The following is a 24,821-nucleotide window of genomic DNA, read 5'->3' on the forward strand; positions in this document are numbered from 1 at the left end:
GGATCAGAACTTCACGCCGGCGGTAAACGAGATCAGCCGCGGAACCGGATTGGCCGATTGCGGATCATAGCCACGCGTCGTGTCGACGAAGGGCGGATCGCGGTCGAAGAGGTTACGCGCATCGACCGACACAGTGATGCGCGGCGTGATGTCGTAACCGAGCGACAGGTCGACCGTGTCATAGGCCTTCACATATTGCTTCGGCACCACGGTGTTGTTCCGGTAGCCCGACAGATGGTTCAGGGTCGCCCGCGCACGGAAGCCGTTCCACGCAATGCCGGTGTCGGCCTGCATCCGGAATTTCTGCGAGAAGCCGATCGTGTTGAGCACATCGACCAGCCCCGATCCCGGCACCGCCTCGAACTTGTAGCGCGTGTAATAAGTGCCCTGCACACCGGCATCGAGCTTGAAGTCACTCCATTGCCAGCCATAGTTCAGGCCGAAATCGATCCCGCTGACCAGCGACGTGCCGAGATTCTGCCGCCGTCCGTCAGCGATGAACGCGACCGCCGATGCGTTGATCGTGTTGTTGATCGGCAGCCCCGAATTGATCAGCGCGGTGATCTGCGCCTGAGTCGGGGAAAGGTTGCGGAACGCCGCATAGATCGGGTTGGTGAGCAGGCCCGCCGTGCCGCGCAGCGCCTGGATCTGGTTGGTATAGTTGATGTCGAAATAGGTCGCGGTCGCGACCAGCCCGGGCACGCCGCGAGGCGCGATCTCGAGGCCGACCGACCAGGTCTTGGCGGTCTCCGGCTTCAGGTCGGGATTGCCGCCGGCGATGCCGATGCCGGTCAGGTTCCCGTTCGGCCCGGGCAGGGTGTCGTAATAGAGCCCGGCGCCGCCCGCGATGGTCGACACCTCGGTAAAGGTCGGCGCGCGGAACGACGTGCCATAGCTGCCGCGCAGGGTGACGCCATCGACCGGCTTGTAGGTCAGCCCGATCTTCGGGTTGGTCGTGTCGCCGAAATCGCTGTAATCCTCATAGCGCCCGGCGACCGACAGGCTGAGCTGCTCGATCCCCGGCATGGCATTGTCCACCCCGACGATCGGCACGAACAGCTCGGCGAACACGGCCTTCACATTGCGCGATCCGTCATCGGCGACATGGACCTGCGCCGCGCTGTTGCCGGTCGCGAGATCGGTGAAGGTATATTCCTTGCGATATTCGCCGCCGACCGCGAGGCGGACATTGCCGCCCGGCAGCGCGAACAGCGATCCGTCCATCTGCGCGTTCACCACATCGAGCCGCGTCGCCCCGGTGATGACGAAATAATTGTCGTTGATCCGCGCGAGCGTCGCCGCATTGTTGGTCCCGCCGAACACGTTGAGCGCGGTCGCGGGATTGGCGTCGGCCAGCGCCGCGTTCAGCGCCGCGGTGTTCACACCCTTGCGGCGATCCGCGACGTCGCGGGAGGCGCCGTGCGCATAATAGACCGTGCCGGACCAGTCGCCGAACAGCTTGGCCTCGACCCCGCCCATCAGGTTCCAGGAATAGGAATGATAGGGATTGCGATCGGGCCCGAGCTCCGGAAGCAGCGAATAGGTCACCGTTTCCTGCGTCGCACCGGCGACCGGCGAGACGAAGAACGGATTGGTGTTGCGCACCGTCGCGGTGAAGGTGTCCGCCGTGCCGAGGATGATGCCGTCGCGGTAGGAATAGAAACCATCGGCAAAGATGCGCACGCTGCCCACATCCTGCGTCACGGCACCGACCACGCTGTAGCGCTGCTGCTCCGGCACCACGGCATCGAGGCCGTTATAGAAGCATTTATTCGACGTCCCGGCGACCAGCGTGCCGACATTGGCCGAGGTCACCCCGCCCGCCGGAATGGCATAGGTGTTGCCGCCCGCGGTGATCGTGCCGGGTCGGCAATTGGTCGTGCGCAGGTCGCGCCCGCCGCGGGAGCGGTTGTCGTCCTGGTACCAGGGGAGATCGTAACCGCGCAGCGCCGAGTTGCGGGTATATTCGCCCGCGATCATGGCGGAGCCGCCGTCCCATTTCTTGCCGGCGATCGCCGAGACCTGCGCCTCGTTGTAATTGCCGTCAGTGAAGCCGTAGCGCGCCCGCGCCTCGATCCCGTCGACATCCTTGCGCAGGATGAAATTGACCACGCCGGCAATCGCGTCCGATCCGTAGATCGCCGACGCACCGTCAGCGACGACCTCGACCCGGCCGAGCGCGATGCTCGGCAGCACCGACGGATCGGTGTACTGGCCCTGGGTGCCCTGGGGCGGGAAACGCTTGCCGTCATAGAGCAGCAGCGTCGCGCCGGTGCCGATGCCGCGCAGGTTGATGCCGGCGCCGCGCGTCGCGTTGGCCGCGCCGTTCTGCGCCGTGCCGCCATTGCGGTTCGCACCCAGCGAGACGACCTGCGGCACGCGGCGCAGCAGATCGTTGACCGAGGTGACGGGTTCCTGCGCGATCTTCGCCTGGTCGATCGCGATGACGTTGGAGCCGACCGGCGCGATGCCGCGGATCCGGCTGCCGGTGACGACCACTTCGGCAACGTCCTCGGCCGCGTCAGGCGTCTGATCGGCCGGTGCCGCCTGGCTGACGGGCTCGGCGGTCTGCGCCATGGCCGGTCCGGCAAAAGCGATCAGTCCGATCGCGGCGCTCGATGCGAGCAAGGCGTGACGGTTCATCATCTGGATCATTTTTCCTCTCCCCTGTCCTCCGCATCCGGCATCTGCGTGCCGTGACGGATGGACTCCCTTCGAGCCCGGTAGAGCGCTCGTCGCCGCACCGGAAGTAATGGCTTATAACAATCTGTATAAGCTGATTGCAAGCGCTTGCAAGCCTGCCGATCCGTCGATAGGCTGGCCGTTGAAATCAGGCGGATTCCCGCGCCACGACCGGTCAACCGGCGTGCGACTCGGGCGTCGAACAGGGAGAGACGGATGCGGTATCGGCACCTCGCGCGCGGCACGGCGATGACCAGCTTGCTGGCGGCCATGGCCCTTTCCACCGCGTCCGCCCAGGTCAGCCCGCAGGCCAACGCCGACCTCGCCAGGGAGATGGCGGCGCAGCGTGCCGCCTATGCCGCGATGCCCGATACGCCCGGCACCGGCCCCTATCCCGCGGTCAAGCAGGTCGTCGCCTCCCTGCCCGATCATGTCGTCTATCGCCCGGCCGATCTGGCGGCGCTCGGCACGCGCAAGCTCGGCATTCTCGCCTGGGGCAATGGCGGCTGCCGCGCCGACGGTGCCAGCGCGCGGCTCCACCTCGCCGAGATCGCCTCGCACGGCTATCTCGCCATCGCACCCGGCGCGATCCTCAGCGGCCCGGGCGCGCAGCCGGCCAAGGTGCCCGAGCGCGGCATCGATCCAGCGACGGGCAAGCTGCCCCCGGTCGCGACTACGTCAGCCGCGCTGATCGCGGCGATCGACTGGGCCTATGCCGAGAACAAGCGGCCGGGCAGCCCGTTCTTCGGCAAGCTCGACACCGACAGGATCGCGGTTTCCGGCCATAGCTGCGGCGGGCTCCAGGCGCTCGAGGCAGCGATCGATCCGCGCGTCCACGCCGTGATCATCCACAATAGCGGTATCTTCGCTGACGGCAGCAACCCGATCAGCGGCATCACCGTCGACAAGGCATTGCTCAAGCGGCTGCACACCCCGGTGCTCTACATTCTCGGCGGGCCGAAGGACGTCGCCTATCCCAATGGCATGGACGATTTCAAACGGATCGACACCGTGCCGGTGATGGTCGCCAATCTCGGTGTCGGCCATGGCGGCACCTTCACCCAGCCCAATGGCGGCGCGGCGGCAGCGGTGGCGGTCGACTGGCTCGACTGGCAATTGGCGGGCGACAAGCGCGCCGCGCTACGCTTCACCGGCAAGGACTGCGGCCTGTGCACCGACCCCGCCTGGACGGTCGAGCGCAAGGGGATCGAATAGGGTCTTCACCTCAAGCCTGTCGTCATGCCGGACTTGTTCCGGCATCCATTCCTCCGCAAGCGCCGCAGATGTTGTGTTTGCGGACCGATGGACCCCGGAACAAGTCCGGGGTGACGGTCTGTTTTAGTCGTTCGGCCGACCAAACTGTCATCACCGGCACGTCTTCCCCCGCACGCAGGGCCGCAGCATCGGCGCCGGCATATGGGCCACGAAGGTCGCGGCCGGAGCCGGCCAGCGCCGCGTATCCAGCCGTTCCCCCAGATAGGACAAGGACGCCAGCACCACCGGGGTCGGGAAGTTGCAATGCCCCGCGCCCTCGACCCATAAAGGCTTCACCAGCGCGCCCCGGCCGCTCGCTTTGGCCGCATCGGCATAGGCCTGTTGCAGCGACGGCGAGGTCAGGCCGTCGCCCGTCATCTGCACCGCCAGCAACGGCGCCAGCGGCCGGGCGTCGGGCGTGTAGTGGCTGGTCATATAGGCCACCGCCGCCGGGTCGGCCGCCACCCTCTCGCCTCTGGCCAGCAGGGCCAGGTCAACGTCGAGATCGATCCCCGCCTCGCGGTACAGCGCCCGCACCATCGCCTCGCGGCCAGATATCTTCAGCTGCGCCGCATAATCGACCCCGGTGTTCCACGAAAACACTCCGCCCGCCCGGCGCTCCTGATCGCCGCGCGGCAGGAACACGCCCATCGCAAAGCTCTTCGCCATCTCCGATTGCTGCGCAGCATAATCGCCGACCGTCGGCTGTTGGCTGTTCGGCGTCGTCCATCCCGGCAGGCCGGCCAGCACCGCCGCCAGCGCCACCCGAGCACGCCCGGCGGCACTGCCCTGCGCCTCCTTCAGCGCGGCCGTCACCCGCCCCGCATTCTCGCGATCGTCGCCCGTCCGCACCAGCCTGATCCCGGCCTCGGGCGCGACCAGCGTACGAAAGGCATAGGCGCCGTCGAGCGCCATGTTCATCATGCCGATCGCCCCGCCGATCGACCCGCACAAGGCCAGCCCGCCATCGACCCGGCGCGGCGACCGCTCGACGATCGCGGTCGTCACCAGCGCGCCCATCGACATACCCCAGGCAATCACGCGTTTCGGCTTGCCGAACTTCCGCTCGAACGCGGCGAGCGTACCGAGCTGGTCGGGCACCGCCGATTCCAGCGCCCAGCCGCCATCGGCATAGGTCGACCCCGCCAGCGCATAACCCGCCGCCAGCAGCTTCTCGCGATGCGCCGCCGGCCCATCCTCGGCCGTACTGCCGCGAACCTGCGAATAGCCATGGCTCCACAACAGCAGCGTGCCGTTCCAGTTCGCCGGGATCGTCGCGCGCCACAGCGCGCCGTCGGCCAATGTCCCGTCCGCCTGCCGCACCGCCGGATCCTGTCCGCCGGCCGCCACGGGCGTCGTCATGATCACGGCCAACGCCGCTACTATCCCGCGTACAAGGCGCATGCATCTCTCCCTCACCGGTCATGATAGAGCCGATGAAAGCGTTTGCAATGTCGCTTGTTGACGTCAGTCTCCGGGCGGCCCGAGATAGTCCGCGCCGTAAACGGCGGCGCGGATGTCATGGTGCAGCGTCCCGTCGAACGGCCTGACCTGTACGAAGAACACCACCGCCATGTCGTTGGCCGGATCGACCCAGAACAGGGTCGTCTCCGCCCCGTCCCAGAAGAACTCGCCGACCGCGCCGCGATTCTCCTTCGCGTCGCGCGGCCGCGCCGTGCGCACGGCAAAGTCGAAACCGAAGCCGACCGATCCCTTGCCCGGCAGGAAGAAACGCCGCGTGATGCGCGGGTCGAGCTGGTCGGTCGACATCAGCCTGACCGTCGAGGGCGCGAGAATCCGCACCCCCTCCAACGTGCCGCGCCCGAGCAGCATGCGCGCGAACCGCATATAATCGTCGAGCGTCGAGGCGAGCCCGGCGCCGCCCATCGTCAACCGCCGCGGACCGAAATTCAGCGCGCGCGTCTTCTCGTCGGGCTGGCGCAGCAGCTTCCCGTCGGTCTGTTTGTCATAACTCGCCGCGAAGCGCGCGAAACGCTCCTCGGGCTGAGTCCAGCCGGTCTCGCGCATGCCCAGCGGATCGAGGATCGCGCGCCGGACATGCTGTTCGAACGGCTCGCCCGTCAATTTCTCCACCAGCAGGGCCTGAACATCGACCCCGGTGCTGTAGCTCCATTCAGCCCCCGGATCGAACAGCAAAGGCACCTGCGCCAGCTTCCTGCCCATCTCGTCGAGGCTGTTGGTCAGGGCGAGCGGATCGATCTGATGGAAGATCATATCGGCGGTAGTATCGCGCATGCCATAGGAGAACCCCGCGGTATGCCGCATGATGTCGCGCACGCTGATCGGCCGCGCCGGCGCACGCAGGACCGGCTTGCCGTCCGCCCCCGTGCCGTCGATCACCTTCACCGCGCCGAACTCGGGCAGATAGCGTTCGAGCGGATCGTCGAGCCCGAACTTGCCCTGCTCCCACAGCTGCATCAGCGCGACGCCGGTCACCGGCTTGGTCATCGAGAATATCTGCACCAGCGTATCGCGCCGCATCGGCCGGTGCGCCTCGCGATCGGCCTCGCCCGCCGCACCGAAATAGCGTTCCGCGCCCTTCTGCCAGACCAGCGCCGAGGCGCCCGTCGCGCGGCCGCTGGACACCATCTGGCGCAGCGCCGCGTCGATTCGCGCCCGGTCGATGGTGACGCCTGCCTTGTCCGCGCCCGCGCCTCCCGCACCGGCCCACGCCATTTTCGGTGCGGCCAGGCCGAGCATGATCGTGGCCAATGCGCTGCGTCGCTGCATTTCAGCTTCTCCCCTGTCGCCGCCCACGATAACGTTCACAACGCTGGCTTTACAAGAGACTTACCCGAGGCCAGCCTTGACCGGAAGAGGATTGCCGCCCGATGAGCCCGCTCATCCTGATGACGCTCCAGGCGGCAAGCCTGGCCGCGACCAACTACACCGTCGACGCGCCGATGGAAGCGCCCTCCACGGTGCCCGACTGGGCCGACGAGTTCGACGGCAAGCGGATCGACACCGCCATCTGGCGCTTCGACACGGAGCGCAACGCCCAGGGCTGGTTTAACCACGAACTGCAATATTACGCCCCCGAAAATGCCTCGATCGAGCAGGGCGCGCTGGTCATCGAAGCCCGCCGCGAAAAGCTGCCCATCAAGCCCGACTGGGGCGGCCAGGCCTATACGTCCGCCAAGCTCGTCAGCCGCAAGGCCCATGGCCATGGCTTCTACGAAATCCGCGCGAAACTCCCTTGCGCCCGCGGCACCTGGCCCGCGATCTGGCTGCTCCCGCCCGACGGCAAATGGCCCGACGAGGGCGAGATCGACCTGATGGAAATGGTCGGCTGGCAACCGCGGATCGTCCACGCGACGCTCCACACCGGCGCCTTCAACCACGCCAGGGGCACACAGCGCGGCGCCGAGAAGCTGGTGCCGACCAGCTGTTCCGACTTCCACCGCTACCAGCTCGACTGGCGCGCCGACTCGATCACCATCGGCGTCGATGGCCGCGCCTATCTACGCGTGAACAACGACCAGCCCGGCGGCAAACCCGCCTGGCCGTTCACCCGCCCCTATAACCTCATCCTCAACCTCGCCATCGGCGGTGACTGGGGCGGCGCGAAGGGCGTCGACGATTCGGCGCTGCCGCAGCGCATGAGCGTCGATTATGTGCGCTACTGGAAACCGCGATGAGCGACATCACCGTCCATCGCATCGGCCGCGAGCAACAGCCGCTCGTCGTCATCGACGATTTCGCGCCCGATCCCGACGCGCTCCGCGCCACCGCGATCGCAGCCGAGTTCGGCCCGGCCCTGCACCATTATCCCGGCATCCGCGCCCCCCTGCCGGCGGCGTACATGTCGACGCAACAGCCGGTCATCGCCAGGGTGCTTGCGGACATCTTCGGCCAGCCCGGCACGATCGCGCTGATCGACGCCAGCTTCTCGATGGTCACCACCGATCCCACGGCGTTGTCGGTCCAGCAACGCCTGCCGCATTGCGACGCCTTCGCGGTCGAGCGAATCGCACTGATCCACTACCTCTCCGAAGGCAACGGCACTGCCTTTTTCCGGCACCGCTCGACCGGGTTCGAGACGGTCGACCAGATCCGCGCCCCGATCTATCTCGGCCAGCTCGACGCCGAGCTTCGCCATGGCGGCGAACCGCCGCACAGCTATGTCGCCGGCGACACACCCTTGTTCGAGCGCACCCTGCTTGCCGAGGCGCGCTTAAACCGCGCGCTGATCTACCGGAGCTATGTTTTGCACAGCGGCGCGATCCGCCCGGACGCGCAGCTCTCGCCCGATCCCGCCAAAGGCCGCCTGACGGTCACTGCCTTCCTGTCGGTGGAGAAAATATGATGGAGACGAACCCGACCCGCCGGACGGTGGTCGCCGGACTTGCCGGAACCGCTATCGCCACGGCGGCCGGCCCCGCCACGGCCCGCACGCGCGATCCCGATCTCGGCCCGAACGTCCTGATCGCCGACCCGTCAATGCCCCGCGCCGAGCTGCAGCAGCGGCTCGACGCGATCTTCCAGTCGATGGAACGCGCGCATTTCACGGACGAGCGCCACGCCATCCTGTTCAAGCCCGGCCGCTACGATCTCGACGTCAATATCGGCTTCTTCACCCAGGTCGCCGGGCTCGGCGCGCTGCCCGGCGACGTGATCGTCAACGGCCATGTCCATGCCGAGGCGGACTGGGCCAAAGGCATGGCGCTGGTCAATTTCTGGCGCGGCGTCGAGAATCTCGCAGTCCGCCCACCTGACGGGGCCGATCGTTGGGCCGTATCGCAGGCGGCCCCCTATCGCCGGGTCCATCTCGCCGGCGACCTTGCGCTCGACGATGGCGGCTGGTCGAGTGGCGGCTTCATTGCCGATTGTCGCATCGACGGGGTGATCCGCTCCGGCTCGCAGCAGCAATGGTTCACCCGCAGCAGCGCGCTGCGCGGCTGGCAGGGATCGAACTGGAACATGATGTTCATGGGCGTCGAGGGCGCCCCCGCCACGAGCTTTCCCGATCCGCCCTATACCAGCATTCCGACTGTGCCGATCATACGGGAAAAGCCGTTCCTGCACATCGACGCGTCCGGCGCGTGGAAGGTGTTCATGCCTGCCCTCCGCCGCAACGCAAGCGGCGTGAGCTGGGAAGGCGGGAAACCGCGCGGCACCTCGATCCCACTCGCGCGCTTCTTCATCGCCAGGCCCGAAATGTCGGCCAGCCAGCTCAATGCGGCGCTGGCCCGTGGCCGGCATCTGTTGCTCACGCCGGGCATCTACCGCCTCGACGCGCCCCTCCGCATCGCGCGCGCGAACACCGTTGTCCTCGGCCTCGGCCTCGCCACCCTGCTGGCGGAGAGGGGCAGCAAGGCGATCGCCGTCGCGGACGTGCCCGGCGTCACCATCGCCGGGCTGATGATCGACGCCGGCCCCGCCCTTTCACCCGTACTGGTCGAGATCGGGCCAAGGGGCGCCAACCGCGATCACCGCGCCAATCCGACCCTGCTCTCCGACCTGTTCTTCCGCGTCGGCGGTGCGACGATCGGCAATGCCGAGACCTGTCTCGAGATCAACAGCCACCACGTCATCGGCGACCATCTGTGGATCTGGCGTGCCGATCATGGCGACCGGGCAAGCGGCCGGATCCATGTCGGCTGGGACGAAAGCATCGGCAATCAGGGGCTGGTGGTGAACGGCGGCGACGTGACGATGTGCGCGCTCTTCGTCGAGCATTTCCGCCGCTACAACACCCTGTGGAACGGCGAGCGTGGCCGGACCTGGTTCTACCAGAACGAGCTGCCCTACGACCCGCCGAACCAGGCCGCGTACATGGCCGGCACCATACGCGGCTGGGCCGCCTACAAGGTCGCCGACCGGGTGGAGGACCACCAGGCAGTCGCGCTCGGCATCTATGCGAACTTCACCGCCGACCCGAGCATCGTCGTCGAAAGCGCGATCGAGGCGCCGCACAAACCGGGCGTCCGGTTCTCGAACGTCACGACCATCTCGCTCGGCGGCGGCAAGGGCACGATTGCGCATCTCGTCAACCAGGCCGGCGCCGCGGCAGAGCCCGGGGCGATCAAGCAGACGCTGGTCAGCTATCCCTAGAGTTTCGGCCCGATTGCCCCCTCTCCGTTCGGGCTGAGCTTGTCGAAGCCCTGCTCTTCCCTTCCGCGGAAGAAAGAACAGCCCTTCGACAAGCTCAGGGCGAACGGAGAGTGGTAGTCTGATTCTAACGCCGCCCGCGCACCCCGATCACGCTCAGCCCGCCGCACAGGGTCAGCCCCACCAGTGCCAGCATCAGCGTGCTGAAATCGCGCGGCGTCGCCAGCGACCAGGTCAGCAACGGGCCGAGGAACGAGGGCAAGGTATTGGTCAGGTTGATCAGCCCGAGATCGCGCCCGCGATGATCGGGGTCGGGCAGCAACTGCATCGCAAAGGCCGCGTGCAGCGGCAGGAACACGCCCGATCCGATCGCGTAGAGCGCGAACGCCGCCGCCCCCATGGTCCAGTCCCGGGCAAACGCCATGCCGAGCAAGCCCATCGCCGCCACCATCGCCGCGGCGAGCAGGAACGGCTTGCGGCGATCGATCCGGTCGGACAGGCGGCCGACCAGCACCGCGATCGGCAGCGGCACGATGAAGGATATCGCCAGCAGATGCCCGACCCGCAGCGCCAGGTCGCGCGGGTCTTCACTGGTGATGCTCTCGAAATAATAAAGCAGGTACAGCGACAGCACCGCGCCCGCGACCTGCACGAACAGCCGCGCCGCCCAGGCGATAGCGAGATCGCGCCGGGGCGAGGTGAAAACCGGGCGCGGTTCGCTCCCGACCGGCACCGGGATCGACCGCGACAGCAGCAGCGGCGTGACGCACGCCGTGAACGCCAGCACCACGAGCCCGAACTGAGTCACCTCGCCCAGCCGGTGCAGGCCCACCACGATCGCCAGCACCGCCGACGCCGAGGGGTTGGCCAGCGCCAGCAGGCCGCCGGTCAGACCCTTTTGCGCATCGGGCACTTCGTCCGCCATGATCGCGGCGAGCGGCCCGAGCATCGCGTTGAGCGCAACCTGGAACAGGATCGTCGCCATGATGATCGCCCCCGGCGTCGAGGCCGCCGCGACCAGCGCATAGGTAAGGGCCGTCACGATCATCCCGCCCGCCACCCAGCGACGGCGCCCGCCACCCGCGGCGACCGACCGGTCGCTCAGCCAGCCGAACAATATGCCGCACAGGCTCGCCGCGATCGCGCCGCACACCACCGTCGCGGTGAACACATCGATCCGCGCCGCGCCCGACACGCCCTCGATCTTCATCGGCAGCAGCATGCTGAGCAGCGGCATATACGCCATCACCCCGCCGGCATGCGCGATCGCATAGATCAGCAGGAAGCCGATCGGCCGGTGGCCGGTGCGCGGTCCGGCCGCGAGCGCAGGAGCGGGGGGGAAAGGCATCAGCGGTCGCCCGACCTTGCCCGTGCCGGCGGCAATCGGCAACTGCCGGGGTTGGGGGCGCCGATCCTTAGTGTCGGCTCATCATCCCTCAATCGTCACCCCGGACTTGTTCCGGGGTCCATCGTGGTCCAAGCGCAGCGCTTCATGATGCACGCTGCGCCTCGCCGCAGAATGGATGCCGGAACAAGTCCGGCATGACAGAAGTGCTCACGGCTTCATCGTCGCCGCCGCCACCGTGGCGGTCGAGACGATCGAGCGATCCGTCGCGTCACGCCCCAGCGCCACCCGGTATGTGCCGCCCGCGATCCGCCACCCGGGCAGCTTGACGTCATAATCAGCCAGGATGCGTGGCTCGGCGGTCAGGGTCACGCGCCGCACCTCGCCCGGCTTCAAGGTGATGCGCGTGAACGCGGCAAGGCGCATCGGCGCCTTCGATCCCTCCCGCGTGACATACAGTTGCGGCACGTCGGCGCCAGCGCGGCTACCGCTGTTCACCACCTCGAACGAGAGGCTCAGGGTCTTGCCCCCGGTCACCACCGGCCGCCGATAGGTGAAGCTGGTGTAACTGAGCCCATGCCCGAAGGCGAAGAGCGGCTGCCGGCCCTTTTTCTCGTACCAGCGATAGCCGACATCGGCGCCCTCGACATAATCGACCGGAAAGCTCGCCAGCTTGAACTTGCTCGCATTGGCAGGGTCCGCCGCTGCCTGCGCTTCGAGCGAGGTCATCGTATCGAGCCCGACCGGCGCCGGGCGCGGCGCCTGCTCCGCCGAAGCAAGGAAGGTGATCGGCAGGCGGCCCGAGGGATTGACCCTGCCCGTCAGCACATTGGCGATCGCCTCGCCGCCGCGCTGGCCGGGATACCAGGCCTGTACCACCGCCGGCACCGCCTTGATCCATGGCATCAGCACGGGCCCGCCGGTCTCGAGCACCGCCACCGTCTTCGGCTGCGCCGCGGCCACCGCCGCGATCAGCGCGTCCTGCCCATCGGGCAGCGACAGGTCCGGCACGTCCTGCGCCTCGGTCGTCCACTGAGTCGCAAACACGATCGCGACATCGGCACCCCGCGCCGCCGCTGCGGCCGCCGCAACGTCCTTGCCGTCGACATAGCTGATCTCGGCTTGCGGCATCGCCGCGCGCAACGCCTTGAGCGGCGCGGACGCATGATAGGTGACGCGCGCGAAGGACATCGCCGCCCCGGACGTCAGCGGAATCTCGATCGGGGCACCGCCGACCGACCGCACCTGGCTCGATCCGCCGCCCGACAGGACGCCGACATCGGCATTGCCGCCGATCACCACGATCCGTTTCGCCGTCGCCGCGAGCGGCAGCACGCCGCCGTCATTCTTCAGCAGCACGATGCCCGCCTCGGCCGCGCGCTGCGCCACCTCGGCATGCTGCGCATAGGGGATCGGCTGCACCGTATCCGCCACCGGCGCGTCGAACAGTCCCGTCTCGATGAGCCCGGTCAGATAGCGCACCACCATGTCGTCGAGCCGCGCCATCGGCACCTTGCCCGCCTCGACATCGGCCTTGAGCCTGTCGAAGAAGATCTCGCTGTCCAGTTCCTGGCCCGATTCCTGGTCGAGCCCGGCATTGGCGGCCTTGGCGGTCGAATGCACCCCGCCCCAGTCGCTCATCACCCAGCCTGGATAGCCCCAGTCGCGCTTCAGCACCTTGTTCAGCAGGAAGTCGTTCTCGCACGCCCAGTCGCCATTGACCTTGTTGTACGAGCACATCACCGAGCCGGGCCTGCCGCGCTCGATCGCGATCTGGAAGGCAAGCAGGTCGCTTTCGCGGAAGCTCGCTTCGTCGATCCGCGCATCCACCACCATCCGACCGGTCTCCTGCGCGTTGAGCGCGAAATGCTTGACCGTGGAGACGATGCGGTTGGACTGGACCCCGGCGATATGCGCGCCCGCCAGGGTGCCCGCGAGCAGAGGATCCTCGCCGAGATATTCGAAATTGCGTCCGTTCCACGGGTCGCGCGTCAGGTTGACGCCGCCCGCGAGCAGCACGTTGAAGCGCTTGGCGCGCGCTTCCGCGCCGATCATCACCCCGCCGGCGCGGGCGATCTCGGGGTCGAAGCTCGCCGCCGTCGCCAGGCTCGACGGCAGCGCGGTGGCGACATCGCCCTTGCGCTGCTCGACCTGGTTGGCGACGCCGAGCGACGCATCGCTCTCGCGCAGCAACGGCACGCCCAACCGCGGCACGCCGTCGATATGGCCGGCCGAGGGGATCAGCTCATGCCTGGTCTTGCCCTTGGCCATGGGCGGGAACAGACCATGGACCAGCCCGATCTTTTCATCGAGCGTCATCTTCGCGACGATCGCGGTGGCCCGCGCGCGGGCGTCCTGCCTGACACTCTTGGTGCCGACGCTCTTCCTGGCGGCGCTCTGCGGCTGGGCGATGCTCGCCGCCGCCCCCGTCAGTGCGAGAACCGACACCGCGGCCAATATGGCCTGCATCCTTTTCGACATCCTCTTTCCCCTCGAATCCGTTGCCGATTTGCACCAGCCCGGTGATGATTTGCGCGGGTGGCGAAACCCGCAATCGCCCGAAAACATGCAAATTGCTAACGTTCACAACCACTCAGGCCGATTCGGTGCCATTTGCGGCTTTCCGCGAAGGACCTTGACAACGCACGACAAATTTCGCAAGTGAACGTTATCAATAAAGTGCGGATCAAGCTGCACTGATAAAACAGGGGAGGATATATGCGGCGTCGTTCTACTCGCGTGCTTTCGCGATTCGTGGTTGGAGCATCGGTTCTGGCGATCGCCACGGTGTCCGGCACGGCCCATGCGCAGGACGCGAATGCAGCGGGTGGCCTGGTCCAGGATCAGCCGGCTGCCGATGAACCCGATATCGTCGTCACCGGCATCCGCGCCAGCTTGCGGCAGGCGCTCGACATCAAGCGCGACTCGCAGGGCGTGGTCGATGCGATCTCGGCCGAGGACATCGGCAAATTCCCCGACACCAACCTCGCCGAATCGCTTCAGCGCATCACCGGCGTGTCGATCGACCGGTCCAACGGCGAGGGCTCGCTCGTCACCGTCCGCGGCTTCGGGCCCGAATTCAACCTGGTGACGCTCAACGGCCGCCAGATGCCGACCGCGCTGATCGGCGACGGCGGCAGCGCGCCGTCCTCGCGTTCCTTCGACTTCGCCAACCTCGCCTCCGAAGGCATCGCCGCGGTCGAGGTCTACAAGAGCGGTCGCGCCTCGATCGAATCGGGCGGCATCGGCTCGACCATCAACATCCGGACCCCGCGCCCGCTCGACCGGCCCGGCATGCGCGGCAGCCTCACCGTCAAGGGCGTGATCGACAGCTCGCAGAACGGCAAGAACGACATCACGCCGGAAGTCTCGGGCATCTTCAGCAGCACCTTCGCGGACGACCGGATCGGCATCGCGATCATCGGATCCTACCAGAAGCGCAAGGCAAGCACGAACCAGGGCGTCGTCGGCTGGCGCGACGGGTATCTCGGCAACGAGAACAACTGGGGCTCGCTGGCGCAGCCCGGCAGCCCGGGCGCCGCGAACATCACCAACCGGCCCGATCCGACCGATGTCTATCAGGTGCCGCAGAACGCGTCGTACGAGTTCAACGACATCGATCGCGAGCGCATCAACGGCCAGGCCGTCCTGCAATTCCGCCCGACCGACGAGCTGACCGCGACGATCGACTATACCTATTCGCGCAACACCGTCGAAATCCGCAACAGCAATGTCGGCATCTGGTTCAACCATGGCGACACGTCGAGTTCCTGGACTGACGGCCCGGTCGCCGGCCCGGTCTTCTATACCGAACGCTTCGCGGTGCCGGATGCGGGGTGCGTGGCGCCGTCGACGGTCTGCAACGTCGGCAAGGACCTGTCCTATAGCGGCTCGCTCACCGCCAACCGCGCCGAGAACAAGTCGCTCGGCGGCAACCTGGTGTGGAAAGCGCCGGGCGGGGTGACGGTGACGCTGGATGGCCATCATTCCACCGCGGAAGTGAAGCCGACCAACCGGTTCGGCTCGAGCATGTCCGTCGGCACCGCGATCTTCGGCGTCCAGAACCAGACCATCAACTTCGACCACGATCTGCCGGTCATCTCGTACAACATGGCCCCCGGCATCGACCCGCTCAACGCGGCGCTGATCACGCCGACCGGCAACGCCTTCCGCAACGCCTATTTCAGGGACGAGATCAATCAGGCCCAGCTGGCCATTCACTATGATCATGAAGGCGGCTTGCTCGATGGCCTCGATTTCGGCGTCTCCTATGTCGAGAACAAGGTCCGCTCGGCCTTCGGCACCATCCAGAACGACAGCTGGGGTGGTATCGGCCCGGCCTCGTCGGTCCCCGACAGCATGTTCACGCTCGCGACGCTGCCCAACCTGTTCCCGGGCCTGGCGCAACAGGGCATGGCGCAGAAATTCTACACCTTCAATTTCGAGGACATGGTCGATCTCCTCGAATCCAAGTTCAAGGCGTGCAGCCAGCCGCGATCGGGCGCCTCGATCCAGGGCAGTTGCCTAGCGCAGTTCAACACGGACCGGCGCATCACCGAAAAGACGCTGGCGCCTTATGTGCAGGTGGCCGGGAAGTTCGACGCGTTCGGCAATCCGGCGCACATCGTCGCCGGCGTGCGCTACGAATCGACCGACATCACCTCGTCGGCGCTCGTGCCCGTCCCGTCCAGCACGCAGTGGGTGGCGGACAACGAGTTCAACGTGGTCCTGTCGGGCAACAGCGCCTTCACCCGGTTCGACGGCCGGTACGATAACTGGCTGCCGTCGATCGACTTCGACATTTCGCCGCTCCACAACGTCAAGCTGCGCGCCTCGTACAGCCACACCATCACCCGCGCGAGCTATGACCTCATGCAGGGCGGGCGGACGCTGGACGGGCTGTTCCGTGTCGGCGGCGGCACCGGCGCTCAGGGCAATCCGGGCCTGATCCCGTACAAGTCGAAGAACATCGATCTATCGGCCGAATGGTATTATGGCCGCGACAGCTATGTGTCGGTTGGCTATTTCCGCAAGAGCGTCGCGAACTTCATCGCGTCCACGCGCTTCGACACCACTGCCTTCGGCCTGACCACCCCCCAGGGCGGTCCGCGCTACAATGCAGCGGTCGCGGCGATCGGGCCGAATGCGACGGCCACCCAGATCCGCCAGTATATCTTCGCGCATTACCCGCAATCGTCGAACGCGGCGCTGGGCCTGATCTACTCGCTGCCCGAGGATCCGGCGCTCAACTTCAAGATCACCACGCCGGTGAACAGCGATCAGACGGCGACGCTCCATGGCTGGGAATTCGCCATTCAGCACAGCTTCTGGGATACCGGCTTCGGCGCCATCCTGAACTACACGATCGTCGACGGCAGCGCGGTGTACGACAATACCAAGCCTTCGACCGTCACCCAGTTCGCGCTGACCGGGCTCAGCAACAGCGCCAACGCGGTGGCGTTCTTCGACAAATACGGCATCCAGGCGCGCGTCGCGTATAACTGGCGCGACGAATTCCTGAACTCGACCGGCATCAATCCGACTTACACCGAAGCCTATGGCCAGGTGGACGCGAGCGCGAGCTACGAGTTCATGAAGGGCATCAGCGTCTTTGCCGAGGGCATCAACCTGACCGGGTCGGGCCGGCGCCAGCATCTGCGGTCCGATCGCAACGTGACCGTCGTCGCACCGGGCTTCGCGCGCTACTCGTTCGGTGTTCGCGCGGCGTTCTGATCCGACCGTTGGGACATTGCCGGTGACAGGAAAGCCACCCTCCGACGAGGGTGGCTTTTCCTCTCCTGGCGCGGCAAGTTGCCGATCGTGGATGAAGGCGCGTAGCGTGGACGAGGCAGTCTCGAGGGTCGTGATCGTCGGCGGCGGCACCGCCGGCTGGCTCGCGGCGTGCCTCATCGCCGCGCGCGCCAACCCGGCGGCTCCGGCGCCGCTTTGCGTGACGCTGATCGAATCCCCCGATATCCCCACCATCGGCGTCGGCGAGGGCACCTGGCCAACGATGCGGCGGACGCTGGAGCGGATCGGCATCAGCGAGACCGAATTCCTGCTCGCCTGCGACGCTTCGTTCAAACAGGGCTCGCGTTTTATCGGCTGGCGCACCGGCGGCGATGGCGACGCCTATCTCCACCCCTTCGTCGCCCCGATCGACGGCGATCCGCGCGACGTGGTGGCGGCATGGCACGATGCCGCGCCCGGCCGCGGCTTTGCCGACACGGTCACGCCGCAGGCGCGCCCGTGCGCGCTCGACCTGGCGCCGCGCCAGCGCACCATGCCGGATTATGCCGGCGCGCTGAACTATGCCTATCACCTCGACGCCACAAAGCTGGCGGCGCTGCTGAGCCGGCACGCCACCGATCGGCTCGGCGTGCATCTTGTCCGCGACCATGTCGTTTCGGTCGAACGCAGCGAAGACGGCGACATCGCGGCGGTCCGTACCCGGGCGTCGGGCGATGTCGCGGGCGACCTGTTCATCGATTGCACCGGCCACGCCGCCCTGCTGATCGGCGGGCAATATGGGGTCGATTTCCTCGATCGCAGCCACGAGCTGTTCAATGATCGCGCACTGGCCGTGCAGGTGCCGGTCGCGCCCGGCAGCCCGATCGCGTCGCAGACCAACGCCACCGCGCACGCCGCAGGCTGGATCTGGGACATCGGCCTGCCGACGCGGCGCGGCGTGGGCTGCGTCTATTCGTCGCGCCACGCGAGCGACGAGCAGGCCGAGGCGACCCTCGCCGCCTATCTGCGCCGCGCCCTGCCCGGCGCCGATACCGACCGCCTGACCTTCCGCCGCCTCACCTTCCGCTCGGGCCATCGCGAGCGTTTCTGGGAGCGCAACTGTCTCGCGATCGGGCTGTCGGCGGGTTTCCTCGAACCGCTCGAGGCATCGGCGATCGTGCTGACCGAGCTGTCGCTGGAGGCGCTGCTCGACAATTTCCCGGCGACCCGCGACGTGATGCCGATCCATGCGGACCGCTTCAACACGCTGTTCCGTTACCGCTGGGACCGGATCGTCGAATTCCTCAAGCTCCATTATGTGCTGAGCGCGCGCGACGAGCCCTATTGGCGCGACCACCGCGATCCTGCCTCGATCCCGCCGCGGCTGGCCGATTTGCTCCGCCTCTGGCGCGACCAGCCGCCGTCGCGTGCCGACCTGCCCGCGGCGGAGGAGATCTTCCCCGCGGCGAGCTACCAATATATCCTCTACGGCATGGGCTTCCCCGCCCCGCCCGCCGGCGCCATCCTCGGCGCGCCCGGCAACGGCGTGACGCAACAGCTCGGCCAGGTCGAGCAGCGGTCCCGCGTGCTCGCCGCCAGCCTGCCCACCAATCGTGCCTATCTCGATGCGCTGCGCGCGCATCACGCTATGGCGCCTCCCATGGAAAATACGCGCTGATATGTCCGAACACGCGCTTCTCACCCTCGAAGACCATCGCGACCTCCGCGTGCGCACTGACCGCGGCATCGCGCTGGGCGACGCGGTGATGTGCGCCATCGCGGTGCCAAGCGAGTTCCGCCGCGTGCAGGACGACTATCCGATCCTGTTCCGCCTGAATGCGGAGCGCGACCGCTTCACCGCGCTGGCGATGTTCGGCTTCGATACGGGCGAGAATCTGTTCCTCGACGATGGCCGATGGGATGCGCGCTACCTGCCGCTGGCGATCGACATCCAGCCCTTTCTGATCGGTGGGTCGCCGACGGAAGGCGGCGACAAGCAGGTGCATATCGACCTCGCCAGCCCGCGGATCGGCGCGGACGGCGTGCGGCTGTTCGACGAGGACGGGCGGCCGACGCCCTATCTCGAATCGATCACCGACAAACTGGGCGAGCTCGACCTGGGCTATCGCGAGTCCGAAGGCTTTTTCGCCGCACTCGATCGCTACAAGCTGCTCGAGCCGCTGACGCTCGAGATCAAGCTCGACGACGGATCGACCAACCGCCTGGTCGGCTTCCACGGGATCGACGAGGATCGGCTGCGCGAGCTCGACGCCGCGACCCTGGGCAAGCTGCACGCCGACGGCCATCTGATGCCGATCTTCATGGCGATCGCGTCGCTCGGCCGGCTGCGCGAGCTGATCGCGCGCAAGAACCGCCGGATCGGGCATGGCTGAGGCTGATCCCGGAATCTTCAAGGCGCTCGCGCCAGTGCCCGAGGTCGAGGTCGCCGATGCGGCCGTGCTCGACACCCTCCTGCGCGAGGCCGATCGCCCCTTCGTGGTGCGCGGGCTGGTCGCCGACTGGCCGCTGGTCCAGGCGGGCCGGCGCTCCAACCAGGAGGCGCGCGCCTATCTGCTGGAGCGGCACCGCGATATCCCGTTCGCGGTCTCGGTCGGGTCTCCGGCATCGGGCGGGCGCCTGTTCTACGACGACGCGATGGGCATGAACTTCCACATGCTGCGCGCCCGGCTGTCGGAGATCTTCGCGAAGATCGACGCGAACGAAGGCCGGGCGGAGGCACCGCCGATCTATCTCGCCTCGATCGACATGCATGAATTTTTCGACGGCCTGCACGAGGCGAACCGTGTCGATCTCGGCGACCGTTCGCCGCTCGCCAGCATCTGGATGGGCACGCGCACGCGGATCGCCGCGCATAACGACGTTCCTGACAATCTCGCCTGCGTCGCGGTCGGCCGCCGCCGCTTCACGCTCTTCCCGCGCGAGCAGTTCCGCAACCTCTATCTTGGCCCGCTCGACAATACGCCGGCCGGCCGCGCGATCAGCATGGTCGATTTCCACGCCCCCGATTTCGCGGCGCATCCGCGCTTCCGCGAGGCGCTGGCCCATGCCCAGACCGCCGAACTCGACGCCGGCGACGCGCTCTACATCCCGGCGCTCTGGTGGCACCATGTCGAGGGGCTGGAGCCGTTCAACATCCTGGTCAATTATTGGTGGCGCGAGGCCCCGCGTTGGTTCGGCCAGCCGCAGGACGCGCTCAACCATGCGCTGCTGTCGATCCGCGATCTGCCCGACGACCAGAAGGCCTATTGGCGCGACCTGTTCGACTATTACGTCTTCGGCAATGGCGATGACGTGACCGCACATATCCCCGAGGAAGGCCGCAGCATCCTCGCCCCCCTGACCCCCGAAAGCGCCGGCCGGATCCGCGCCTTCCTGCTGAGGCAATTGAGCCAATGACTGACGGCATGCCGCACCCCCGACGCATCGTCATCGCCGGTGGCGGCACCGCGGGCTGGATGGCCGCGGCGGCGATCACGCGGACGATGGGCCGGACGGTCGAGGTCACCCTGGTCGAATCCGACGCGATCGGCACGATCGGGGTGGGCGAATCCACCATCCCCCCGCTCGTCACCTATAACCGGCTGCTCGGCATCAACGAGGCCGATTTCATGCGCGCCACCCAGGCGACCTTCAAGCTCGGCATCCTGTTCGACAACTGGAAGACTATCGGCGACCGCTATTTCCACAGCTTCGGCCTGACCGGCAAGGATCACTGGTCGGCCGGCTTCCAGCATTTCTGGCTCTACGCGCGCAGCAAGGGTTATGAGCAATCCTATGACGACTATTGCCTCGAGCTGATCGCGGCTTTGCAGGGCAAGTTCGCGCACCTCCCCGACGACGGGATGAACTACGCCTATCAGCTCGATTCCACGCTCTACGCGAAGTTCCTCCGGACCATGGCCGAGGGCGACGGCACCAGACGCATCGAGGGCAGGATCGCCCAGGTCGATCTCGACGGCGAAAGTGGCGACATCGCCGCTTTGGTGCTCGACTCCGGCACGCGGATCGAGGGCGACCTGTTCCTCGACTGCACCGGCTTTCGCGCGGTGCTGATCGAACAGGCGCTGCACGCCGGCTTCGACGACTGGACGCACTACCTGCCCTGCGACGGCGCCATCGCGCTCCAGACCGAGAATGTCGGCCCGCCCGTCCCCTATACTCGCGCCATGGCGCATGACGCCGGCTGGCAATGGCGCATTCCGCTGCAGCACCGTACCGGCAACGGCCTGGTCTATTGCAGCCGCTACCTGTCGCGCGACGATGCGCTCGAACGGCTGCTCGGCAATGTCGAGGGCGCGGTGCTGACCGAGCCCAACATGCTGCGCTTCACCACCGGATCGCGCCGTCGCCAATGGTATCGCAACTGCATCGCGATCGGCCTGTCGGGCGGCTTCATGGAGCCGCTCGAATCGACCAGCATCCACCTCATCCAGCGCGCCGTGCTGCGCCTCATTCGGATGATGCCGCTGGGCGATATCAGCGCGCGCGATGTAACCGAGTTCAACGACCAGCAGGACGAGGACACGCGTCAGATCCGCGACTTCCTGATCCTGCACTACAAGGCGACCGAGCGCCGGGACAGCCCGTTCTGGCGGCAATGCGCGGCGATGCCGATCCCCGATACGCTCGCCCAGAAGATCGAGCTGTTCCGCGAGACCGGCCGCGTCTTCCGTAAAAACGAGGAATTGTTCGCCGAGAACAGCTGGGTCCAGGTGATGATGGGCCAGGGCATCGTGCCGCGCTCCTATCATCCGATCGCGGCGAAGCTGCCCGATACGGAGCTCGACAAGCTGCTCGGCACGATCCGCGACCATGTCGCCCGCACCGTCGCCTCGCTGCCCGCGCACGGCGCCTATGTCGCCCGCTATTGCGGCGCGGCCACTCCAGCCGCGCGGGGCTGACCGGCATGGCAAGGCGCCGCCAGGCCGTCACGATCAAGCATGTCGCCGCCGATGCCGGAGTCTCGCTCCAGACGGTCAGCCGCGTCATCAACAAGGAGCCGAACGTCCGGCCGGAGATGACGCTCCGTGTCCAGGCGTCGATCGACAAGCTCGGCTACGTCCCCTCGATCGCCGCGCAGCGCATGAGTGGCTCTCGCTCCTATCTCATCCTCGCACTCAACGACCGCGAGCGCACCATCGCCGACTGGCGCAAGCGCGAGGGCGCCGACTGGATCGACCAGATGCTGCTCGGCGGCATGCTGACCTGCGCCGAGCATGGCTATCGCATGATCGTCGAGCTGGTCGACACGCATAGCGACCATATCGAGCGCGAGCTGCTCGGCGCGATCGCCGCGCTCCAGCCCGACGGCGTGATCCTCACCCCGCCGCATTCGCAGAACCCGCATATCACCGAGCTGCTCGAGGCGCAGAAGATCAGCTTCGCCCGGATCGGCTCGCTCACCGAAGGCCCCGGCTTCGCGCTGACCATGGACGACGAGCATGCCGCGCGCATGGCGACCGAGCATCTCGTCGGGCTCGGCCATCGCCGCATCGGCCTGATTGCCGGATCGCCCGAATATGAGCTCAGCGCCTGGCGCGTCCATGGCTGGCGCGCGGCGATGGCGGAGGCGAGGCTGGACACTGCCGGGCTGCTCGCCGAGGGCGATTTCAGCTATGCCTCTGGCCGGCACGCCGCGCTTCACCTGCTCGACAGCGCGACGCCGCCGACCGCGATCATCGCCAGCAACGACCAGATGGCGCTGGCGACGCTGGAGGCAGGGCGCGAGCGCGGCATCAAGGTGCCGCGCGACCTCTCGCTGATCAGCTTCGACGATACCCCGATCGTCCGCTTCACCCACCCGCCCCTGACCGCGGTGGTGCAGCCGATCGCCGATGTCGTCGCGCGCGCGGTCGAGCTGATCATCGCCGACCGCGCGGGCCGTATCGTGCCCAACGCGCCGGTCGTGGTGCCGGCAACGCTGGAACTGCGCAGCTCGACTGCGCCGCCCCGGCAGAGTTGACCTTCGCCGATTTTCATTGGCAAAGTCCGTTTTCACTGAGATACTAGGCCTAGCCGGAATCGAACGACGGGGGAGAGGGGAAATGGCGCTCAAGGGCCTCGCATGCTGGGCACTGGCCTCGGCCGTCGCGATCACGGGCACCGCGCTCGCCGCGCCCGGTCCGCTGCCCCGCATCGACAGCCGCGACGGCCGTCACGCGCTGATCGTCGACGGCAGCCCGTTCCTGATGCTCGGCGCGCAGGTCAATAATTCGAGCGCCTGGCCCGCCATGCTGCCCAAGGTCTGGCCGGTCATCGACGCGCTCCAGGCCAACACGGTCGAAGTCCCCATCGCCTGGGAACAGATCGAGCCGCAGGAGGGCAAGTTCGACTTTTCCTTCCTCGACACGCTGCTCGACGAGGCGCGCGAGCACAAGGTCCGCCTCGTGCTGCTCTGGTTCGGCACCTGGAAGAATACCGGCCCCAGTTACGCCCCCTCCTGGGTCAAGCTCGACAACAAGCGCTTCCCCCGCATGATCGACGCCAGGGGCGCGACGCATTACGCGCTCAGCCCGCACGGCGCGACCACGCTGGAGGCGGACAAAAAGGCCTTCGTCGCGCTGATGCGCCACCTGAAGGACCGGGACCAGGCCAACACCGTCATCATGGTGCAGGTCGAGAACGAGCCCGGCAGCTATGGCAGCGCGCGCGATCACTCCCCCGAGGCCGACCGCCTGTTCGCCGGCCAGGTCCCCGCCGCTTTGGTGAAGCAGACCGGCAAGAAACCCGGCAGCTGGGCCCAGCTCTATGGCCGCGATGCCGAGCTGTTCTTCCACAGCTGGTACGTCGCTAGTTACATCGACGCCATCGCCGCTGCGGGCAAGGCCGTGAAGCCGCTCCCGATGTATTCGAATGCCGCGCTCACCAGTAATCCGTTCGTCTGGCAGGACCCGAACAGCTTCGCCTCGGGCGGGCCTTCCCACCCGGTGATCGACGTCTACAAGGCCGCCGCCCCGCATCTCGATGTGGTGAGCCCCGACATCTACAACCCCGATCACGCGCAATATCTCGGCTTCCTCGATCGCTACACGAGACCCGACAATCCGCTGTTCGTGCCCGAGACCGGCAATGCCCGCCCTTATGCCCGCTATTTCTTCCCGGCGATCGGCCGCGGCGCGATCGGCTGGGCGCCGTTCGGCATGGACGCGACCAAATATTCCAACTTCCCGCTCGGCGCCAAGGCGCTCGATCCGGAGACGATCGAGGCCTTTGCCCGCAACTATCGCCTGTTCCGCCCGCTCGAGCGCGTCTGGGCGAAGCTCGCTTACGAAGGCCAGGTGTGGGGCGCCGCCGAGCCCACCGATCCCGCTGCAAAGCACGCGCAATCGCTCGATCTCGGCGCGCACAAGGCCACCATCAGCTTCGGCCTCCCGCAATTCGGCACGCCCGCCCCGACCGGCAACGACACCCCCTCGGGCGGCGTCGCCATCGCGCGGCTCGGCCCGTCGGAGTATCTCGTCACCGGCTTCCACGCCCGCGTGGACTTCGCCCTCACCGACCCCGGCAAACGCCACCTGATGCTCGAGCGCGTCGAGGAAGGCCATTATGTCGACGGCACCTGGGTGTTCGACCGCCTGTGGAACGGCGACCAGACCGATTACGGCCTCAACTTCACCTCGGAGCCGCAACTGCTCCGCGTGAAGCTCGCGACCTGGCAATAGGAGAGAAGAAGTGACGCGACTGGATTCACGCATTGCGAGCGCGCTGCTTTCCCTCT

The 24,821-nt window shown here is 67.1% G+C and carries 16 protein-coding genes; 11 read left to right on the forward strand and 5 right to left on the reverse strand.

What is annotated here, in order from left to right; genetic code table 11:
- Positions 1-3 precede the first annotated feature (3 nt).
- Positions 4-2,655, reverse strand: coding sequence for a TonB-dependent receptor (locus ACZ1I2_RS22985; RefSeq protein WP_465175705.1), 2,652 nt, complete (start codon positions 2,653-2,655; stop codon positions 4-6).
- Between the two features lie 243 nt (positions 2,656-2,898).
- On the opposite strand from ACZ1I2_RS22985, the gene ACZ1I2_RS22990 reads away from it, so the two are divergent.
- Positions 2,899-3,897 carry a dienelactone hydrolase family protein gene (locus tag ACZ1I2_RS22990; RefSeq protein WP_465175704.1) on the forward strand — a complete coding sequence of 333 codons (999 nt, stop codon included), beginning with the start codon at positions 2,899-2,901 and terminating at the stop codon, positions 3,895-3,897.
- A gap of 150 nt (positions 3,898-4,047) precedes the next feature.
- Here ACZ1I2_RS22990 and ACZ1I2_RS22995 read toward each other — a convergent pair whose 3' ends face one another.
- Together ACZ1I2_RS22995 and ACZ1I2_RS23000 are read right to left on the reverse strand one after the other, a co-directional pair.
- On the reverse strand, positions 4,048-5,340 hold the full coding sequence (locus ACZ1I2_RS22995; RefSeq protein WP_465175703.1) for an alpha/beta hydrolase family protein: 1,293 nt from the start codon (positions 5,338-5,340) through the stop codon (positions 4,048-4,050).
- Between the two features lie 63 nt (positions 5,341-5,403).
- Positions 5,404-6,687: a serine hydrolase domain-containing protein gene (locus ACZ1I2_RS23000; protein WP_465171859.1), complete on the reverse strand. Its 1,284-nt coding sequence runs from the start codon at positions 6,685-6,687 to the stop codon at positions 5,404-5,406.
- Between the two features lie 101 nt (positions 6,688-6,788).
- On the opposite strand from ACZ1I2_RS23000, the gene ACZ1I2_RS23005 reads away from it, so the two are divergent.
- Genes ACZ1I2_RS23005 through ACZ1I2_RS23015 form a run of 3 tightly spaced genes read left to right on the forward strand, consistent with a single transcriptional unit; the run spans position 6,789 to position 10,011 of the window.
- Positions 6,789-7,595 (forward strand): glycoside hydrolase family 16 protein, encoded by an 807-nt coding sequence (locus tag ACZ1I2_RS23005; RefSeq protein ID WP_465171858.1) that lies wholly within the window; start codon positions 6,789-6,791, stop codon positions 7,593-7,595.
- Positions 7,592-8,263: a DUF6445 family protein gene (locus ACZ1I2_RS23010; protein ID WP_465171857.1), complete on the forward strand. Its 672-nt coding sequence runs from the start codon at positions 7,592-7,594 to the stop codon at positions 8,261-8,263. Before ACZ1I2_RS23005 ends, ACZ1I2_RS23010 begins: the two co-directional genes overlap by 4 nt.
- On the forward strand, positions 8,260-10,011 hold the full coding sequence (locus tag ACZ1I2_RS23015) for an adenylyl cyclase (RefSeq protein ID WP_465175702.1): 1,752 nt from the start codon (positions 8,260-8,262) through the stop codon (positions 10,009-10,011). The genes ACZ1I2_RS23010 and ACZ1I2_RS23015 overlap by 4 nt, the downstream gene beginning before the upstream one ends.
- 124 nt (positions 10,012-10,135) lie before the next feature.
- On the opposite strand, the gene ACZ1I2_RS23020 is transcribed toward ACZ1I2_RS23015, so the two are convergent.
- Both ACZ1I2_RS23020 and ACZ1I2_RS23025 read right to left on the reverse strand, forming a co-directional pair.
- Positions 10,136-11,398: an MFS transporter gene (locus tag ACZ1I2_RS23020; protein WP_465181541.1), complete on the reverse strand. Its 1,263-nt coding sequence runs from the start codon at positions 11,396-11,398 to the stop codon at positions 10,136-10,138.
- Between the two features lie 165 nt (positions 11,399-11,563).
- Positions 11,564-13,834, reverse strand: a complete 2,271-nt coding sequence (locus tag ACZ1I2_RS23025) for a beta-glucosidase (protein WP_465175701.1) — start codon at positions 13,832-13,834, stop codon at positions 11,564-11,566.
- 237 nt (positions 13,835-14,071) lie between these two features.
- Here ACZ1I2_RS23025 and ACZ1I2_RS23030 point away from each other — a divergent pair, with 237 nt between their 5' ends.
- The 7 genes from ACZ1I2_RS23030 to ACZ1I2_RS23060 all read left to right on the forward strand — a co-directional run bounded on the left by ACZ1I2_RS23030 (position 14,072) and on the right by ACZ1I2_RS23060 (position 24,765).
- Positions 14,072-17,086 (forward strand): TonB-dependent receptor, encoded by a 3,015-nt coding sequence (locus ACZ1I2_RS23030; protein WP_465171853.1) that lies wholly within the window; start codon positions 14,072-14,074, stop codon positions 17,084-17,086.
- Positions 17,087-17,192: 106 nt separating this feature from the next.
- A complete protein-coding gene (locus ACZ1I2_RS23035; protein ID WP_465175700.1) occupies positions 17,193-18,761 on the forward strand; it encodes a tryptophan halogenase family protein in 1,569 nt (522 codons plus the stop codon).
- Between the two features lies 1 nt (position 18,762).
- Entirely contained in the window at positions 18,763-19,476 is a 714-nt protein-coding gene (locus ACZ1I2_RS23040) for a SapC family protein (RefSeq protein WP_465175699.1), read from the forward strand.
- Positions 19,469-20,500, forward strand: a complete 1,032-nt coding sequence (locus ACZ1I2_RS23045; RefSeq protein WP_465175698.1) for a cupin-like domain-containing protein — start codon at positions 19,469-19,471, stop codon at positions 20,498-20,500. Before ACZ1I2_RS23040 ends, ACZ1I2_RS23045 begins: the two co-directional genes overlap by 8 nt.
- Positions 20,497-22,005, forward strand: coding sequence for a tryptophan halogenase family protein (locus ACZ1I2_RS23050; protein WP_465175697.1), 1,509 nt, complete (start codon positions 20,497-20,499; stop codon positions 22,003-22,005). Before ACZ1I2_RS23045 ends, ACZ1I2_RS23050 begins: the two co-directional genes overlap by 4 nt.
- 5 nt (positions 22,006-22,010) lie before the next feature.
- On the forward strand, positions 22,011-23,066 hold the full coding sequence (locus tag ACZ1I2_RS23055; RefSeq protein ID WP_465177095.1) for a LacI family DNA-binding transcriptional regulator: 1,056 nt from the start codon (positions 22,011-22,013) through the stop codon (positions 23,064-23,066).
- An 82-nt stretch (positions 23,067-23,148) separates the two neighbouring features.
- Entirely contained in the window at positions 23,149-24,765 is a 1,617-nt protein-coding gene (locus tag ACZ1I2_RS23060) for a DUF5597 domain-containing protein (RefSeq protein WP_465175696.1), read from the forward strand.
- The last annotated feature ends 56 nt before the right edge of the window (positions 24,766-24,821 follow it).

It is taken from the genome of Sphingomonas sp. BL-S-29, assembly GCF_055521495.1.